The sequence below is a fragment of the Rossellomorea oryzaecorticis genome, from assembly GCF_045897515.1.
Classification (GTDB): Bacteria; Bacillota; Bacilli; order Bacillales; family Bacillaceae_B; genus Rossellomorea; species Rossellomorea enclensis.
Map to the genome: position 1 here is coordinate 95,136 of NZ_JBJOSA010000011.1, position 15,685 is coordinate 110,820.

Consider the following 15,685-nt stretch of genomic DNA (forward strand, 5'->3'; position numbering starts at 1 on the left):
ATCTCATGCCATATGGTTATCCCGGTTATCCTTATTATTGCCCTCCGTATTACGGCGGTGGGGGGTTCTTCCTGGCACTCGCAGTCATCCTGCTCGTACTGCTCTTCCTCTTTGGCGGCTGGTGGTACTACACACAATGTTAGTAGAATCAAACCAATAAAGAAGGCCCCGCGATTCGCGGGGCCTTTTTTTACACTTTTTTAAGCGTAAACGAACTGATCATCAGCAAAGATAGAATAATCGTAATGAATAAGACCAATACATCAGGTATGACTGGTATGGCTAAATAACTGAGTGTTAACAGGCATCCTGCAGCAGTGATCGGCAGTCCGGTGAAATATCCGGTATTTTCCGTGATATTGAAACGGGCAAGCCGGAAAGCGCCGCATCCGATATAGAAAATCGTGAAAAACATGCCTGGAAACGAAAATTCATTCAATACAGCAGTATAAATCAGCAATGCAGGAGCTGCGCCAAATGAAATGATGTCACTCATCGAATCAAGCTGCTTTCCAAGCTCGGATTCGATATTCAGTCTTCTTGCGGTCATCCCGTCAAGACGGTCGGTTAACGCAGCAATGAAAATGAGCATCAGACTTAAATTCAGTTGGTGGTGAAAAGTCGCGATGATACTGAATCCTCCGAGGGACAGGTTGGTTAATGTTACTAGATTTGCAGTTTGTGATTTCAGTTTTCTTACGGTCTGGTCAACGACATCGGAGAGCAGCAACAGGCAGTCACCCCTTTTTATTATGTTATTAAAAATCCATATGCATTTGCATGTAAGAAAATGATATCCATTAAAGAATATTCCTCACCATATAGTATATAATGATAATTTATTATATACTTAGTAAATTGCTATACGTATCGTTTTGTAAACTGAAAGGAGCCATCGTGAAACAATCAATCTATCGATTATGTATTGAATTGACTAATAAAAAGTGGTCGTCTTTTGTTTTGAGAAAGTTCGTGCAGTCCCGTCTGAGCAAGCCTTTTATTCCCGGGTTCATACGTACATACAAAATCGATACTGACGAACTTCAGGATGAAATCGGGGAGTATCCAACACTTCATGATTTCTTTATCCGACAGCTTAAAGAGGATGCAAGGATCATCCAATTTGGTGAAAATGATGCTGTGAGCCCGGTTGACGGACTCCTGGCAGAAACCGGTCCGATATCTGATGAGCTTGAGATCATGGTAAAAGGCAAGGCCTATTCTGTTCTTGAGATGTTAGGTGCGGACGACAAAGCTTCATCCTATATAGGGGGACGGTTCGGCGTCTTTTATTTAAGCCCCTCGAATTATCACCGCATTCACAGTCCGGTTGACGGAACTGTGCTGAACAGATGGTCACTCGGGAGACATTCCTATCCGGTCAATGATTCGGGGCTTCTATACGGAAATGCCGTTCTCGCTAAAAATTACCGTGAAATCACCGAGCTGCAGCACAGGCAGGGCAAAGTAGCCGTCGTCAAGGTAGGTGCCATGTTTGTAAACAGCGTCGAGTATGTAAACGAAAGTGACATATGGAGACAGGGGGAAGAGGTCGCTTATTTCACCTTCGGATCCACAGTCATTCTATTATTTGAAAAAGACAAGTTTCAATTTTTGGGCAGCAAATCCGTCCCCCGTGAAGTGAAGATGGGGGAAAAGATTGGTAACTTTATTGAATAAGAAAAAGGACGGATATGATAATCCGTCCCGTTTTCTTGTAGCCGGCTCAGTAAAGCCGTTTATTATGAAGTTGCTTTTATGCGATGTGATAGTGATCGACGGTGAATTTCCATTTCGATGAGGCGGATAAATTCAGAGCTCAGTTTTAATTGGCGTGCTTTGTAATAAGAGTCCAACAGTAGTTCGTCCGATAATTTCCTCATTAATTTCACCTCCGGGAGCGGCATTTATTTTTAATCAGATACATATTGTTTGTATGTTTTGAAGTAGTAATTAAACTTTACCAAATAACTTTTTTTAGAACAAGCGTTCCGTTATCCACAGTTTCCGGTGGATAAGTTGTGGTTAAACTGTATACAACTGGAAACTGCGCCTGCCTGGATTGAGTGAATAGTGTGAATAAGGTTATCCACAGCATCGAGGCGCCTTGAAATTTGTCGAAAAATATTTATGAATAGTTGTCATATTCATTGACCATGCCCATATAATATGGTTTATTTTGAATCTGCAAGTAAAATTGGTTATCATTAATTTAATTAAGGATAAAGTACGTACTAAATGACATAGAAATTTGAGGTGTATAGACGGTGTTAAAGCATTTTCTACCTGATGAACAGGTTCAGGACATATTCAGCATACGTCCTGGCTATTTAAAGGAAAAAGGTATCAAAGCCATTATTACGGATTTGGATAATACCCTTGTGGAATGGGACAGGCCCAATGCCACGCCAAAGTTGATCCAGTGGTTTAAAGAAATGCAGGAAAATGGAATTCTTGTGACGATCGTTTCGAATAATAATGAAAAACGAGTTGGCGCATTCTCAGATCCCCTTGGGGTACCTTTCATTTTCCAGGCAAGAAAACCTATGGGGCGTGCTTTCAGACGCGCCATTAAGCAAATGGAAGTAAAAAAGGAAGAAACGGTTGTAATCGGTGACCAGCTGTTGACGGACGTTCTTGGCGGGAACAGGAACGGATTCCATACCATTCTTGTTGTACCGGTGGCACAGTCTGACGGTTTCTTTACGAAATTCAACAGAAGAGTCGAAAGAAGGATCATGAAGTTTTTCAAGCGGAAAGGGTTGCTTGAGTGGGAGGAAAAGAAGTGAGCGAAGTAGTTTGTGTAGGTTGTGGAGTGGCGATTCAGACAGAAGATAAAGAAGGCATCGGGTACGCCCCTCCTTCCGCGTTGCAGAAAGAGGAGATCATCTGCCAGAGATGTTTCAGATTGAAGCACTATAATGAAGTTCAGGACGTGCCTTTGACGGATGACGATTTCTTAAAGATCCTGAATGAAATAGGGAATTCAGAAGGGCTGATCGTTAAAATAGTCGACATTTTCGACTTTAACGGAAGCTGGCTTCCTGGTCTTCACCGTTTTGTCGGGTCAAATCCGATACTGCTGATTGGTAACAAAGTGGATTTACTGCCTAAGTCAGTGAAGCCTTCCAAGATGATCCACTGGATGAAGCATGAAGCGAGCCAACTGGGATTGAAACCGGTCGATGTTCAGTTGGTTAGTGCGGCTAAAGGCATCGGTATCGAAGAAGCAATCACGGCAATCGAAAAGTACCGGGACGGGAAAGATGTGTATGTCGTAGGTTGTACGAATGTTGGGAAGTCCACATTCATCAATCGGATCATCAAGCATGTTTCAGGTGAACAGGATGTCATCACCACTTCCCATTTCCCGGGGACTACATTGGATATGATCCAGATTCCACTTGATGAAGGGGAATCCCTCATCGACACACCGGGGATCATCAATCATCATCAAATGGCCCACTATGTTGATAAACAGGATCTGAAGATCATCACACCCAAAAAAGAGATAAAGCCGAGGACGTTCCAGCTGAATCCGGAGCAGACCTTGTTCTTCGGAGGGTTGTCAAGGTTTGACTTTTTGAGGGGGGAGCGCCAGCCGTTCACTGCATATTTCTCCAATGAGTTGACGATCCACCGTACGAAATTGGAGAAGGCCGATGATTTGTATGAGAATCATGCCGGGGAACTGCTCCAACCGCCTCGTAAAGATGACATGGATACATTCCCTGAGCTCGTAAAGCATGAATTCAAAGTAAAAGAAGCGAAGACGGATATCGTTTTCTCAGGATTGGGATGGATCACGGTCAATGAGCCGGGAGCTTCGATCGCCGCACACGTACCGAAGGGTGTCAGTGTGTTCCTGAGAAAATCTTTGATATAGGAGTGGTAAAGTGGATGAACTATACGGTGTGATTGGAGATCCGATTGTCCACTCCATGTCCCCTGTCATGCATAATGCAGCGTTCAAGAAGGCTGCAATAGATGCTTCATACGGCAAATTTCATGTGACAACGGATGCATTGCCTCAAGCCATTAATGGAATCAGGGCGCTGGGCCTGCGGGGGATCAACGTAACGGTTCCCCATAAGACAGCCGTCATATCACTATTGGATGAGGTGGATCCCCTGGCACAGTCCATCGGGGCCGTAAATACTATCGTGAACCGTGAAGGAAAGCTGATCGGCTTCAATACCGATGGTTTGGGGTTTGTGGAAGGTCTGAAGAAGGAAATCAGCGGCGGTTTATCAAATAAGTCAGTATTGATCATCGGAGCCGGCGGTGCTTCCAAGGCGATCTATCATACCCTGGCCGCTTTGGGGGTAAAGAAGATCGACCTGGCCAACCGCTCGGAAGAAAAAGCCGCTGCCATGATCGGCACCTGCCCGGCGGGGGTGGAATCACATTACCACGGGCTGGATGAAGCCGAACAGGTATTGCATCTCTATGATATTGTCATTCAGACGACTTCAATCGGGATGTATCCCCTAGTCGGTGAATCACCCGTCAGCATTGAGAGGGTCAAGGCCGGAGCGGTGTTCAGCGATATCATTTATAATCCCCTCAAGACAACTTTTTTGAAGCAGGCTGAAGAAAAAGGAGCCATCATACAAAACGGCATCGACATGTTTGTCCATCAGGGGGCGCTTGCATTCAATAAATGGACGGGGGTCACCCCGGATACGGATCTAATGAAAAAAGTAGTGTTAAAACAACTGGGAGGTACACAATGTTAAAAGGGAAACAAAAGAGATATTTACGTTCGGAAGCACATCATTTATCGCCGATTTTCCAAGTCGGAAAAGGCGGCGTCAATGAGAATATGATCAAACAGATTGAGGAAGCACTGGAAAAACGAGAGTTGATGAAAATCAGCATCCTTCAAAACTGTGATTGGGATAAAACTGAAGTTGCGGAAGCGCTGGTCGAAGGCACAGGTGCAGAACTTGTCCAGGTCATCGGGAACACCATCGTTCTTTACAAAGAATCAAAGGAAAATAAGCAAATCACTCTTCCAAGATAAAGGTGGAAGGACTATGAAGAAAAAAATAGGGCTCTTGGGAGGTACATTCAATCCTCCCCATATTGGCCATCTTATCATTGCCGAGCAGGTCCTTGAAAAAGTTGGGCTGGATGAAATCCGTTTCCTGCCGAACCGTGTTCCTCCGCATAAAGAGAAGGATGAAACGGTATCGGCTGATCAGAGGCTGAGGATGCTCGAGGGTGCGATTAAAGGAAACCCGAAGTTCGGGGTCGAACAAATCGAACTTGAAAGGGAAGGCACATCCTACACATATGATACAATCAAAGCTCTGACCGAGAGAGATCCCGAAAACGATTATTCTTTCATCATCGGCGGGGATATGATTGAATATCTCCCTAAGTGGCACAAGGTGGAAGAATTGATTGAGATGGTGGAATTCATCGGCGTGAACAGGCCTTCTTATCGTCATGAAACCCCATATAAACTGCACTATGTGGAAGTGCCGGACATGGCAGTTTCTTCCTCCTTCATCCGGGATTCCGTGAAAAAAAAACAATCGATCCGGTATCTTGTGACCGATGAGGTGTATCGAATCATAGAGGAGGAGAACCTGTATGGATAGACAGAAAGGGCTGGATATAGTGAAGGGGCAATTGACAGAGCACCGCTATATCCATACTTGCGGTGTGATGGAAACGGCGGTCACACTTGCCCGTCAATACGGGGCTGATATAAAAAAAGCTGAAACAGCCGCCATCTTTCATGATTATGCAAAATTCCGCGATAAAAATGAAATGAGGCAGCTGATTGAGTCGGAAGGGCTGCCTGCCGATCTATTGGAATATAACAGCGAACTTTGGCATGCTCCTGCAGGCGCCATACTTGTAAAGAAAGAGACTGGCATAACGGATGAAGAAGTGCTGAATGCGATACGCTGGCACACTTCGGGATGCGATCATATGTCCACCTTGGATAAAGTGATCTATCTAGCGGACTATATAGAACCCGGCCGCCAGTTCCCAGGAGTGGAAGAAGTCCGGGATTTGGCTGAGGAATCCCTGGATAAAGCATTGATGAAAGCCTTGCAGAATACAATCATGTTTTTGATGAAGAAAAACCAGGCCGTCTATCCGGATACATTCCGATTTTATAATAAACTGGTATTTGAACAGAGGAGATGAAATGATGGAACAACCTTTAGTGGAATTAGCATATAAAGCAGCGGATGACAAGCGTGCAGAGGATATCGTTGTCCTTGATATGAAAGGCATTTCTATGATTGCGGATTACTTCCTGATCTGCCACGGAAACTCAGATAAGCAGGTTCAGGCAATCGCCCGTGAATTGAAGGACAAGGCCGAAGAAAACGGATATTCTGTGAAACGCCTTGAAGGTTTCGACCAGGCACGATGGATCCTGGTGGACCTCGGGGATGTCGTGGCGCATGTGTTCCATAGAGATGAGAGAGGTTACTACAACCTGGAACGTCTATGGGGAGATGCCTCGCATGTCGAGGTCAGCGAAAGTCTTTAATGAGTTACGAACGATTTGCCTATATCTATGATCATCTCATGCAGGATGTGGATTATGACGGATGGCTTGATTTTGTAAACCGACAGTCGGAAACATATGCTGCAGAAGGGAAAGACATCCTGGATATTGCCTGCGGCACGGGGGAATTATCCCTGCGCCTTGCAGGGAACGGTTATTCTGTCACCGGCATCGACTTGTCTGAAGATATGCTGGTCATGGCTCAGCAGAAAGCACAGGAAAGAAATATCATGCTTTCTCTTTTCCAACAGGATATGTCCCGTTTGGAACTGCAACGGGAATATGGGCTGATCACAATATTTTGCGATTCACTCAACTACCTTGAAAAAGAGGAAGATGTAATCCATACATTCAGAGGAGTTTATAACCATTTAAAAAAGGACGGACTTTTTATGTTTGATGTCCATTCCCTTTATAAAGTGTCGCAAATCTTCATGAATCAAACATTTACCCATACAGATGATGCTGTATCCTATATATGGGATTGCTTCCCGGGAGAAGTTCCAAACAGTGTCGAACATGAACTTACTTTCTTTGTTGCCGACGAAAAGACCGGGCTGTATGAAAGGGTGGAGGAACTTCACAAGCAACGGACATATCCTGTTTTGCAGCTTACGGAATGGCTCGCTAAAGAGGGATTTGAGGTCCTTGATATTTCTGCGGATTTCACGGAACAGCCGCCTTCCGACGATAGTGAGCGGTTATTTTTCACATGCAGAAAAAAATAAAACCGGGTGAGATTTATAGATCTCCCCGGTTTTTTGAAGTTGAAGCAGGAATTCGACGATTTGTGTCGAAATAAAAATAAAGAGTCCATTCAGACTCCGAATTGAGATTTTGTCTCCGCAATGTCATCTGTAAATTTCTCCTGAGTCGCTTGAAATAACTTCTCGAACACCTCTCCCAGTTCTCTTTCCATTACATCGATGCCCTTGCCTGTGACGCCGCCTTTCACACAGACCTTCTCCTGCAGTGCAGGTAATGTGTAGATTTCTTTTTTCAACAGATCCCCCAACCCGACCAGCATCTCAGATGCCAGTACCGTAGCCGTTTCAGCATCGATTTCTGTGACTTCGACTGCCGCATTGATAAAACGCTGTGTCAGATAACTGAAGAATGCTGGCCCGCAGCTGACAATGTCGGACGCAACCCTTGTCACTTCTTCCCTTATCAATACCGGAGTCGATATATGTTCAGCGAGTGTGGTCAGAGTCCCCTTCCAATGTTCAGTACAATCACTTCCGAATGTCAGCAGGGAAACCCCGCTGAGCGCCCTGTTCGTGATACTCGGTATGAAACGTGCGCAGGAACATGGGAGGATCGATTGCAGCTGGTCTACACTGACGGGACTGGTAATGGACACTGCACATTTGTCCTCGGTGAAGCAGTCTTTATTTTCCTCTATCACACGATAAACATCATGAGGTTTGACACAAATGAATACTATATCAGAAGATTTGATGACTTCTTCACTGGAATTCAAAACATGGCCGCCGGTAGTCTCTTGAATGAGCTTCGCTTTCTTCAATGTCCTGTTCGTCATGTATAGTCTTGAAGGGGAAATTGCCTTAGACTCGATAAAGGCTTCAATGATCACTTTCCCCATATTCCCCGTTCCGATGATACCTACTTTCATGTGCAGCCCTCCTTCTTCCGCATTTTTTCTCTCAGGTGCTTTTTCCTGAAGCTTTACACAATCTACTATAGGATACGGTTCTCCTACAACTTATGAATTGCTCCAAGCGAATATTCCAAACGAGGTGATTTAGAATCATGCACCCCCTCATTGAAAAACACAAGGCACTTTTAATGATAGCCGCACTGGGTACGGCGATAGTATTGTTTTATTTTCTTAATACTTCTGACGGGCAGCCCGACGAAAACGAACTTGCTTCCATGACTATAGAGGCAAAGGAGCCTGAAGGAGAGGGCGGGGAAGCACCCTCTGAAATAGCTGCACCACCAGTAGAGGAAAGTGTATATGTTGATGTGAAGGGCGAGGTGAATAAACCGGGTCTATACGAAGTCAAGAAGGGGGAACGGTTGAAATTTGTCATCGACAGAGCCGGGGGGTTCACCGCGAAGGCAGACAGCAAGCTCATCAATCTTGCCATCAGGGTAACGGATGAAATGCTGATTTATGTGCCGGGGGAAGGGGAGGCAGCCGCACAAGTTCCGCTCATTCAAGAAACTTCGGCTTCATCGGGGGGAGACGGCAAAATCGATCTTAACGAAGCTTCTCAAGTAGATTTCGAGACATTGCCGGGAATCGGTCCGGCGAAAGCCGCCGCTTTCGTGCAGTACAGGGAGGAAAACGGACCATTCGCCAGTATCGAAGACATCAAAAACATCTCAGGGATCGGGGATAAAACCTTTGAAAAATTAAAAGAATTAATTTTTGTACAATGAATTGACGAATCATCCAGACAATCTATACACTTAAAGAAAGATGCATTCATCACGAAGGGAGAAAGAGAATGAAAAGAATTGCTTGGCATCAATATTTCATGGCTCAAAGCCATCTGCTTGCCCTTAGAAGCACCTGCACCCGGCTGACTGTCGGGGCGACCATCGTACGTGATAAACGGATCATCGCCGGCGGATATAACGGTTCAATCGCAGGCGGTGACCACTGTATCGATGAAGGCTGCTATGTCATTGATAATCATTGCGTCAGGACCATCCACGCGGAAATGAATGCACTCCTTCAGTGTGCGAAATTCGGAGTCGGTACCGACGGAGCGGAAATCTATGTAACCCATTTTCCTTGTCTGCAGTGCTGCAAAGCCATTGTTCAAGCAGGTATCAAAACGGTCTATTATGCAGAGGATTATAAAAATCATCCATATGCTGCCGAGTTGTTTCAACAGGCAGAGGTGCGGGTGGAGAAAGTACCTTTTCACGAAAAAAGCCTTGATCCCAAAAATAAAGAAAAGTCCGGCTTTGTATTGCAGCTGATTGAAGAACTTCGTCATAAAGGCGTAGACCCTGAAGCCATTGAGAAATATGAAAAGCAGTACATAGATCTTTTCAATGAATAAATCCCTGCCAGCCTTCCTGCTTTTTTTTGCGGCGGCAGCAACATTATCCGGAACCCTCCTGGCACTTCAATCCTATTATTGGGGTGCCTTCTTCTTTTTCGCACTCCTTGCCGTGCTTTATCTAAGGAAATCTCCTTTATATGCGTGGCTTATCAGCTTCTTCGTATTCATTTCTGCAGCATTCATGTCTAATTTCCATGAAAGTACTCAGCACACCCGTTTATCAATAAAAAATCCCCTTCCATTTCTGACGATCGACTCCCTCCCTGAGATTGATGGCAGCTCCCTGCGCGGTTTTGGCAAGCTTGATGGTGAGCGGATTGTATTCCGTTATAAAATCCCTTCCGAGGAGGAGCTCAAGCGTACAAAAGCACTCAAACCGGGCCACACCTGCCGTGTGAAAGGGGAACTTACTGTGCCTTCTCAAAACACAAACCCAAATATGTTCAATTATAGAAGATATTTATACGAGCGTGATATCCATTGGATCTTAAAGGTGGATTCTTTTGAAGAATGCAGGGAGTCCGAGGATGGATGGGAATTTTCATTGATCCGCTGGAGGGCGTCAGGCTTAAATTATATCGAAGACAAGTTTCCTCCCGGGACCGTTGGAATGACTCAAGCACTGGTTTTTGGGGAGACGGGCAAGATATCGCCTGAGATGATGGACGACTACCGGTCCCTGGGCATCGTCCATTTACTGGCGATTTCGGGGCTGCACGTCGGGCTTGTTTTCGGTATGTTTTACTTCATCCTTATCAGGGCAGGTGTCACGAGGGAATCAACACTTTGGCTGTCGATAGTGTTTTTGATTTTTTATATGGTGATTACAGGCGGTGCCCCGCCGGTGGTGAGGGCTTCCAGCATGCTCATCATACTGCTCCTCTTCAGAAAGTCACCTTTTACTATAAGCACATTGGATAGTTTATCGATTGTTTTCATGAGCCTTCTCTTTATGGATCCTTATTCAATCTTCGACATCGGTTTTCAGCTCTCTTTCACTGTCAGTTACAGCCTCTTACTATCTTCTTCATCCATTTTAACCGCTGAATCCCCATACTTACTTCAACTATTCAAAGTCACAGCTGTCGCACAATTATCTTCGCTGCCCATCATGATTTTCAACTTTTATGAGTTTTCCATTATTGGATTTGCATCCAACTTACTATTTGTCCCTCTTTTTTCGCTGATTGTTCTTCCCATGGCTTTGCTCACGTTTCTTAAAGAGCTTTTTTTGCCCTCCGGCTTGGAGTGGCTCAATATGATATATGGTCTTATTGTCAGTGGGATAGAGGCGCTTTCATCATTATTGGCAGCTTTTCCATTTACTACATTGATTCTCGGGAAACCACAGGATTACATCATGATTTGTTACATTTGTTTGGTGCTGGCTGTTTTTAAAGGCATGGAAAAAGGGGAATGGGGACTTCCGTCATTATTTCTGTCCGCCTTTATTCTTTTGCACATCGTCTGGACTCAATTCAGTCCCTTTGGTGATGTGGTTTTCATTGACGTGGGCCAGGGTGATGCCACTCTGATCGATCTGCCATATAATCTGGGGACGTACCTAATTGATACCGGAGGCACGGTTCAGTTTCCAAAGGAAGACTGGGAAAGAAAAACAAAACCATTTTCCATTGATGAAGATGTGATCCTGCCGTTCCTGAAAAGTAAAGGAATCACAACGATTGATAAACTTCTGCTTACACATGGTGATTTGGATCATGTCGGTGGAGCGGCAGGTCTGGTAGATAAAATAAAAATAAAGGAAATTCTTATCACCCCTGGGAGTGGTAATAAAAATGAGATGAGGGAAATCCTCTCACTTGCAGAAAAAAAGGATGTTCCGGTCAAACAAGTGCTCGCACCGTACACCTGGAAAGCAAAGGATAACATCTTTCATATTCTCATGCCGATGGATGATATTTATGAAGGAAACAATGACTCACTTGTTGTATATTCTGAAATGGGAGGCCTGAAATGGCTGTTCTCCGGGGATTTAGAGAAGGAGGGAGAAAAAGAGTTGGTGGATACATATGAGGTTAAGACAGATGTGTTGAAAATCGGTCATCATGGCAGCGGAACTTCATCTAGCGGGATCTTTCTGGAAGAGCTGAAACCGCGGATAGGGGTGATCTCCGCAGGGAGGGATAATCGTTTCGGTCATCCTCATCCGGATGTGGTAACCCGGCTGAAGGATCAGGGAGTGGTGATTCACTCCACAGCAGAGCATGGGGCATTGACTTATCGTTTTTTGGGAAAACGAGGAACATTTTCTGCCCAGCTCCCATAGTATGTAGTACCAACACACATTAAGCGCTAAAGAAAAAGGGGCAGACCTCAGAAAGTGTCGGGCCTTCAACCCAATTTATGATACTTATGTTCAGTACCATATATGGAAATTGAAGAAACCGGTTCTTTTTGGGTCTTCCCCTTATCTTCTTTCTTTTCATTAAGATCCAATCAGCTTAATGACAGTCCCAATAATAAACATTGTTGCAAAGAATCCAAAAGAAACGATAAAGCCGACGCCAGAATCTACAGCATCATTTCTCTTTGATTGAACATTTTTTTCGAATTGGTTCACAACTACCCCTCCTATTTCTATTCTAGTATAGAACATCGGATTTAAAAAATCTATACTTCACTTGACATTTTCCTTTACTGACAAGAGTTGTCACCTATAAGTTGCCCTCAGAGGGGTGACACTAATCACAACAAAGGAATACCGTCGGCATGAAAGTGTCCTAGGTCTTTCATGCATGACGTTAATATAGATATAGGGGGTGTCCCTCTCAGTCTGGGCGTCCCCTTACCACTTGTCAAATCCCCAAACCTTTTTTAACATAGAGTAGATAAAAGAGATATTGGAGAGTGCTGACTTGGTTATAGATACTTGGAAGAAAATTGAGAGATCTCAGTTTGCGTCAATATATTTAGTATATGGAAATGAATCCTTTTTAATCAACGAAACAAAGCAGCGAATCATATCTGCTGCTTTAACGGAAGAAGAAATGGATTTCAACTTTTCACGGTATGATTTGGAAGAGACGCCTGTAGAGGTGGCTATAGAAGATGCCGAAACATTCCCGTTCATGGGGGAAAGACGGGTCGTCATCCTGGACAACCCTGTTTTTCTGACAGCCGAAAAGACGAAGGAAAAGGTAGAGCACAATATCAAAAAGCTTGAACAATACATACAGTCCCCTGCTCCGTATACTATCCTTGTTCTGACGGCACGGTATGAAAAGCTGGATGAAAGGAAAAAAATCACGAAAGCCCTCAAGAAAGAAGCTGAAGTGGTCGAGGCCAAAAAACTCAACGAAAATGAGCTGAAAGTATGGGTCCGGGAAAGGGCTGCTGCCAATGCCGTCCAGATTGATGAGGATGCAATCGAGCTTCTTTTGACATTGGCAGGAACGAACCTGATGATGCTCACCCAGGAGCTGGACAAGCTGGCCCTCTATGCAGGTGATACCAATCACATCGATTCAGCTGCGGTGGAAAAATTGACCGCCCGCTCACTGGAACAGAATATTTTTGCGCTTGTAGATAAAGTAGTACAGAGGAGGATCGATGAAGCCCTCCGCATCTATTATGATCTCCTTAAGCAGAATGAAGAGCCGTTGAAAATACTCTCGATACTGGCCGGACAATTCAGGCTGATCTACGGGGCTAAAGAGTTATCTAGAAAAGGATACGGACAGCAAAAGATTGCTTCTTATCTGAAAGTGCATCCTTTCAGGGTGAAGCTTGCAGCCGGCCAGGCGAAGCATTTCAATGACAGTCAATTGGCTGCGATCATCGAAATGCTCTCGGAAGGGGATTACGAAATCAAAACCGGTAGAGTCAAAAAAGAACTCATGATCGAGATGTTTTTATTGAAATTGAATGATTTATAAGGCATTTACAGGATAAACGTGGATTTTCCGGGTCATAAGGCAGCTATTTTTAGGAGCTTGGAACCTATTCAGAAGTGGAATGGAAGGATTGAGCCTTTACTTTAACGAATTGTACCTTACCTTAAATGAATTCTACCTTTCACTTACATAATTGCACCGTTGTTTGGAATCATTGTACCCTTCAAACCAACAATTGCGCCTTTGATGTCGAAAAATCTTCAGAAACTGATACAGTCCGAAAGCAAACTAATTAAAAAAACCACTGGAGGGAGCTCCAGTGGTTTTCTTAATTGTCTAGCTCCAGCGCCTAGCCCCTCGAGACGTTTCAGCCCGACGAATGAAGTCAAAGAACGACTTCACCCCTCGGGCCTCCAACGCTTTTCGGGGCTGATCAAGGCACTTGCGCTTTTCAAATTAGTTTGCTTTTTTCATTAGACGTGATTTTTGACGACTTGCAGCGTTTTTGTGGATAAGACCTTTTTGAGCTGCTTTGTCTAATTGACGAATAGCGTCGTTTGTTAATTCTTTAGCGTTTTCAGCACCGTTAGATGCAGCAGCTTCTGCTTTCTTCACAGCAGTACGCATAGAAGATTTTACAGTAGCATTTTGAGCGTTGCGCTCGTTGCTAGTTTTAACACGCTTGATAGCAGATTTAATGTTTGGCATTCCTGTCACCTCCTAAAAAAGGATCGAGATTCTATGTGACTCGATTTTAATTCCTAATCTATTAGAACAAATGATATTTTATCAAACGAATGGCGAGATTGCAATACTAAGGAGTGAAAATAAACAAGTGAATGAAGCCATCGATAAAAGGCAAACATAAAAAATAATCATGAGATTCTTTGATTGGAGGTAACGGGTAAATGAGTAAAGAAAAGAAAACGAAACAAGATGAAATAGATTTGAGTGTTTATTCAGTACGCACAGATCTCGCCGTTGAAGCAAGGGAGATGGTGATCTCCCAAAAAGATCAGAAAGATTCAGTTGATAAGAGTGATGTCAATTCTGAAATAAAAGGAGTGGTCATAAAAGAAAGAGAGGAAGAGGGGGTGAAAATTTCCCTCGTCACCATTACACCGGAGGGTGAAGAGAACATCGGGAAAAAAGCGGGAAACTACCTCACGATCGAGGCGCACGGAATAAGGGAGCAGAATACTGAACTGCAGCAGCGCGTAGAGTCGGTTTTTGCGAGGGAATTCAGTCAGTTCCTTGAAAACAACAAGATTGGAAAAAATGCAAGCTGTTTAATTGTCGGGCTTGGAAACTGGAATGTCACCCCCGATGCTCTGGGTCCGCAGGTTTGCGAAAATGTCCTTGTGACAAGGCATCTGTTCGAACTTCAGCCGGAATCAGTCGAGAAAGGGTACCGTCCGGTCAGTGCCCTTGTGCCGGGTGTAATGGGGCTGACAGGCATAGAGACCAGTGACATCATTTTCGGGGTAGTTGAAAAATCAAAACCTGACTTTATCATCGCAATCGATGCCCTTGCTTCCCGCTCCATTGAACGTGTCAACTCTACCATCCAGATATCCGATACCGGGATTCATCCCGGTTCCGGGGTGGGGAATAAGAGGAAAGGACTCGACCAGGAAACACTTGGTGTCCCGGTCATTGCCATCGGGGTCCCAACGGTGCTTGATGCAGTGACGATCGTAAGTGATACAGTCGACTTTCTTTTAAAGCATTTCGGAAAAGAAATGAAAGAGGGCGGACGTCCGTCCCGCTCACTTGCACCTGCAGGCCTTACGTTCGGAGAGAAGAAGAAGCTCACCGAGGAGGATATGCCTGGAGAAAAACATCGTCAGACTTTCATGGGGATCGTCGGGACGCTTGAAGATCAGGAAAAGAGGAAGCTTATACATGAGGTGCTGGCACCGATCGGACACAATCTCATGGTTACCCCTAAAGAGGTGGATGTCTTTATTGAAGACATGGCAAACCTGGTTGCGAACGGCTTGAATGCAGCATTGCATGATGCAGTTAATCAGGAAAATACCGGGTTTAAGACAAGATAAAGATGAACACAAGAAAGCTGCGGAGGGATATATGCCGCAGCTTTCTTCCATTTCGTGATATTAAGAAGTTTTCGATCTGATGAAAACTTTCGATATCACTGTTTATACAGTAACAAAAATCCTCATAATGACTAGTAAAAGCAGTTCTACTACATCTATCAAATGCATAGCTTGTACTAGAGAAGA

General features: G+C 44.4%; 20 protein-coding genes. 15 read left to right on the plus strand and 5 right to left on the minus strand.

Annotation, left to right across the window (positions count from 1 at the left end; all coding sequences use genetic code 11):
- Positions 1–5: 5 nt before the first annotated feature.
- Positions 6–143: a hypothetical protein gene (locus ACKA06_RS13830; RefSeq protein ID WP_169792802.1), complete on the plus strand. Its 138-nt coding sequence runs from the start codon at positions 6–8 to the stop codon at positions 141–143.
- A 47-nt stretch (positions 144–190) separates the two neighbouring features.
- On the opposite strand, the gene pssA is transcribed toward ACKA06_RS13830, so the two are convergent.
- On the minus strand, positions 191–730 hold the full coding sequence (gene pssA / locus ACKA06_RS13835) for a CDP-diacylglycerol--serine O-phosphatidyltransferase (protein ID WP_032087569.1): 540 nt from the start codon (positions 728–730) through the stop codon (positions 191–193).
- Positions 731–897: 167 nt separating this feature from the next.
- On the opposite strand from pssA, the gene ACKA06_RS13840 reads away from it, so the two are divergent.
- A complete protein-coding gene (locus tag ACKA06_RS13840) occupies positions 898–1,680 on the plus strand; it encodes a phosphatidylserine decarboxylase (RefSeq protein WP_411159915.1) in 783 nt (260 codons plus the stop codon).
- Between the two features lie 62 nt (positions 1,681–1,742).
- Here the strand turns inward: ACKA06_RS13840 and ACKA06_RS13845 are convergent, their stop codons facing one another.
- A complete protein-coding gene (locus ACKA06_RS13845) occupies positions 1,743–1,883 on the minus strand; it encodes a sporulation histidine kinase inhibitor Sda (protein ID WP_071618992.1) in 141 nt (46 codons plus the stop codon).
- A 384-nt stretch (positions 1,884–2,267) separates the two neighbouring features.
- On the opposite strand from ACKA06_RS13845, the gene ACKA06_RS13850 reads away from it, so the two are divergent.
- From ACKA06_RS13850 to ACKA06_RS13885, 8 genes are read left to right on the plus strand one after another with little or no spacing between them, the layout of a single operon-like run.
- Positions 2,268–2,789 (plus strand): YqeG family HAD IIIA-type phosphatase, encoded by a 522-nt coding sequence (locus ACKA06_RS13850; protein ID WP_032087571.1) that lies wholly within the window; start codon positions 2,268–2,270, stop codon positions 2,787–2,789.
- On the plus strand, positions 2,786–3,886 hold the full coding sequence (gene yqeH, locus ACKA06_RS13855; RefSeq protein ID WP_032087572.1) for a ribosome biogenesis GTPase YqeH: 1,101 nt from the start codon (positions 2,786–2,788) through the stop codon (positions 3,884–3,886). The genes ACKA06_RS13850 and yqeH overlap by 4 nt, the downstream gene beginning before the upstream one ends.
- Positions 3,887–3,896: 10 nt before the next feature.
- Positions 3,897–4,739, plus strand: a complete 843-nt coding sequence (gene aroE, locus ACKA06_RS13860; RefSeq protein WP_411159916.1) for a shikimate dehydrogenase — start codon at positions 3,897–3,899, stop codon at positions 4,737–4,739.
- The gene (gene yhbY / locus ACKA06_RS13865; RefSeq protein WP_032087574.1) at positions 4,733–5,026 is read left to right on the plus strand and encodes a ribosome assembly RNA-binding protein YhbY; all 294 of its coding nucleotides are present in this window, start codon (positions 4,733–4,735) and stop codon (positions 5,024–5,026) included. The genes aroE and yhbY overlap by 7 nt, the downstream gene beginning before the upstream one ends.
- 13 nt (positions 5,027–5,039) lie before the next feature.
- Complete coding sequence (locus ACKA06_RS13870) at positions 5,040–5,609, plus strand: nicotinate-nucleotide adenylyltransferase (protein ID WP_411159917.1); 570 nt, start codon at positions 5,040–5,042, stop codon at positions 5,607–5,609.
- Positions 5,602–6,168: a bis(5'-nucleosyl)-tetraphosphatase (symmetrical) YqeK gene (gene yqeK / locus ACKA06_RS13875; protein WP_411159918.1), complete on the plus strand. Its 567-nt coding sequence runs from the start codon at positions 5,602–5,604 to the stop codon at positions 6,166–6,168. The genes ACKA06_RS13870 and yqeK overlap by 8 nt, the downstream gene beginning before the upstream one ends.
- A gap of 1 nt (position 6,169) precedes the next feature.
- A complete protein-coding gene (rsfS, locus tag ACKA06_RS13880) occupies positions 6,170–6,520 on the plus strand; it encodes a ribosome silencing factor (RefSeq protein ID WP_058297828.1) in 351 nt (116 codons plus the stop codon).
- Positions 6,520–7,266: a class I SAM-dependent DNA methyltransferase gene (locus ACKA06_RS13885; protein ID WP_214871867.1), complete on the plus strand. Its 747-nt coding sequence runs from the start codon at positions 6,520–6,522 to the stop codon at positions 7,264–7,266. Before rsfS ends, ACKA06_RS13885 begins: the two co-directional genes overlap by 1 nt.
- Before the next feature lie 89 nt (positions 7,267–7,355).
- Here ACKA06_RS13885 and comER read toward each other — a convergent pair whose 3' ends face one another.
- On the minus strand, positions 7,356–8,174 hold the full coding sequence (gene comER, locus ACKA06_RS13890; protein WP_064564294.1) for a late competence protein ComER: 819 nt from the start codon (positions 8,172–8,174) through the stop codon (positions 7,356–7,358).
- 137 nt (positions 8,175–8,311) lie between these two features.
- On the opposite strand from comER, the gene ACKA06_RS13895 reads away from it, so the two are divergent.
- The 3 genes from ACKA06_RS13895 to ACKA06_RS13905 all read left to right on the plus strand — a co-directional run bounded on the left by ACKA06_RS13895 (position 8,312) and on the right by ACKA06_RS13905 (position 11,872).
- Positions 8,312–8,947, plus strand: coding sequence for a helix-hairpin-helix domain-containing protein (locus ACKA06_RS13895; protein ID WP_411159919.1), 636 nt, complete (start codon positions 8,312–8,314; stop codon positions 8,945–8,947).
- Between the two features lie 68 nt (positions 8,948–9,015).
- Positions 9,016–9,579, plus strand: a complete 564-nt coding sequence (locus ACKA06_RS13900; protein ID WP_064564289.1) for a ComE operon protein 2 — start codon at positions 9,016–9,018, stop codon at positions 9,577–9,579.
- Positions 9,572–11,872: a DNA internalization-related competence protein ComEC/Rec2 gene (locus tag ACKA06_RS13905; RefSeq protein ID WP_411159920.1), complete on the plus strand. Its 2,301-nt coding sequence runs from the start codon at positions 9,572–9,574 to the stop codon at positions 11,870–11,872. Before ACKA06_RS13900 ends, ACKA06_RS13905 begins: the two co-directional genes overlap by 8 nt.
- 159 nt (positions 11,873–12,031) lie before the next feature.
- On the opposite strand, the gene ACKA06_RS13910 is transcribed toward ACKA06_RS13905, so the two are convergent.
- Positions 12,032–12,166 carry a YqzM family protein gene (locus tag ACKA06_RS13910; RefSeq protein ID WP_032087583.1) on the minus strand — a complete coding sequence of 45 codons (135 nt, stop codon included), beginning with the start codon at positions 12,164–12,166 and terminating at the stop codon, positions 12,032–12,034.
- Between the two features lie 295 nt (positions 12,167–12,461).
- Between ACKA06_RS13910 and holA the strand changes: the two genes are divergently transcribed.
- On the plus strand, positions 12,462–13,481 hold the full coding sequence (gene holA, locus ACKA06_RS13915) for a DNA polymerase III subunit delta (protein ID WP_058297822.1): 1,020 nt from the start codon (positions 12,462–12,464) through the stop codon (positions 13,479–13,481).
- Positions 13,482–13,895: 414 nt separating this feature from the next.
- Here the strand turns inward: holA and rpsT are convergent, their stop codons facing one another.
- Positions 13,896–14,147: a 30S ribosomal protein S20 gene (gene rpsT, locus ACKA06_RS13920; protein ID WP_032087585.1), complete on the minus strand. Its 252-nt coding sequence runs from the start codon at positions 14,145–14,147 to the stop codon at positions 13,896–13,898.
- Between the two features lie 200 nt (positions 14,148–14,347).
- Here rpsT and gpr point away from each other — a divergent pair, with 200 nt between their 5' ends.
- A complete protein-coding gene (gene gpr, locus ACKA06_RS13925) occupies positions 14,348–15,499 on the plus strand; it encodes a GPR endopeptidase (protein ID WP_032087586.1) in 1,152 nt (383 codons plus the stop codon).
- Positions 15,500–15,685: the final 186 nt, after the last annotated feature.

Excerpts from the sequence above, each read along its gene's own strand:
- ACKA06_RS13830 (WP_169792802.1), top strand. The coding sequence starts at position 6 with ATGCCATATGGTTATCCCGGTTATCCTTATTATTGCCCTCCGTATTAC.
- ACKA06_RS13845 (WP_071618992.1), bottom strand. The coding sequence starts at position 1,883 with ATGAGGAAATTATCGGACGAACTACTGTTGGACTCTTATTACAAAGCA.
- yhbY (WP_032087574.1), top strand. The coding sequence starts at position 4,733 with ATGTTAAAAGGGAAACAAAAGAGATATTTACGTTCGGAAGCACATCAT.
- ACKA06_RS13870 (WP_411159917.1), top strand. The coding sequence starts at position 5,040 with ATGAAGAAAAAAATAGGGCTCTTGGGAGGTACATTCAATCCTCCCCAT.
- yqeK (WP_411159918.1), top strand. The coding sequence starts at position 5,602 with ATGGATAGACAGAAAGGGCTGGATATAGTGAAGGGGCAATTGACAGAG.
- rsfS (WP_058297828.1), top strand. The coding sequence starts at position 6,170 with ATGATGGAACAACCTTTAGTGGAATTAGCATATAAAGCAGCGGATGAC.
- ACKA06_RS13885 (WP_214871867.1), top strand. The coding sequence starts at position 6,520 with ATGAGTTACGAACGATTTGCCTATATCTATGATCATCTCATGCAGGAT.
- comER (WP_064564294.1), bottom strand. The coding sequence starts at position 8,174 with ATGAAAGTAGGTATCATCGGAACGGGGAATATGGGGAAAGTGATCATT.
- ACKA06_RS13895 (WP_411159919.1), top strand. The coding sequence starts at position 8,312 with ATGCACCCCCTCATTGAAAAACACAAGGCACTTTTAATGATAGCCGCA.
- ACKA06_RS13900 (WP_064564289.1), top strand. The coding sequence starts at position 9,016 with ATGAAAAGAATTGCTTGGCATCAATATTTCATGGCTCAAAGCCATCTG.
- ACKA06_RS13905 (WP_411159920.1), top strand. The coding sequence starts at position 9,572 with ATGAATAAATCCCTGCCAGCCTTCCTGCTTTTTTTTGCGGCGGCAGCA.
- rpsT (WP_032087585.1), bottom strand. The coding sequence starts at position 14,147 with ATGCCAAACATTAAATCTGCTATCAAGCGTGTTAAAACTAGCAACGAG.
- gpr (WP_032087586.1), top strand. The coding sequence starts at position 14,348 with ATGAGTAAAGAAAAGAAAACGAAACAAGATGAAATAGATTTGAGTGTT.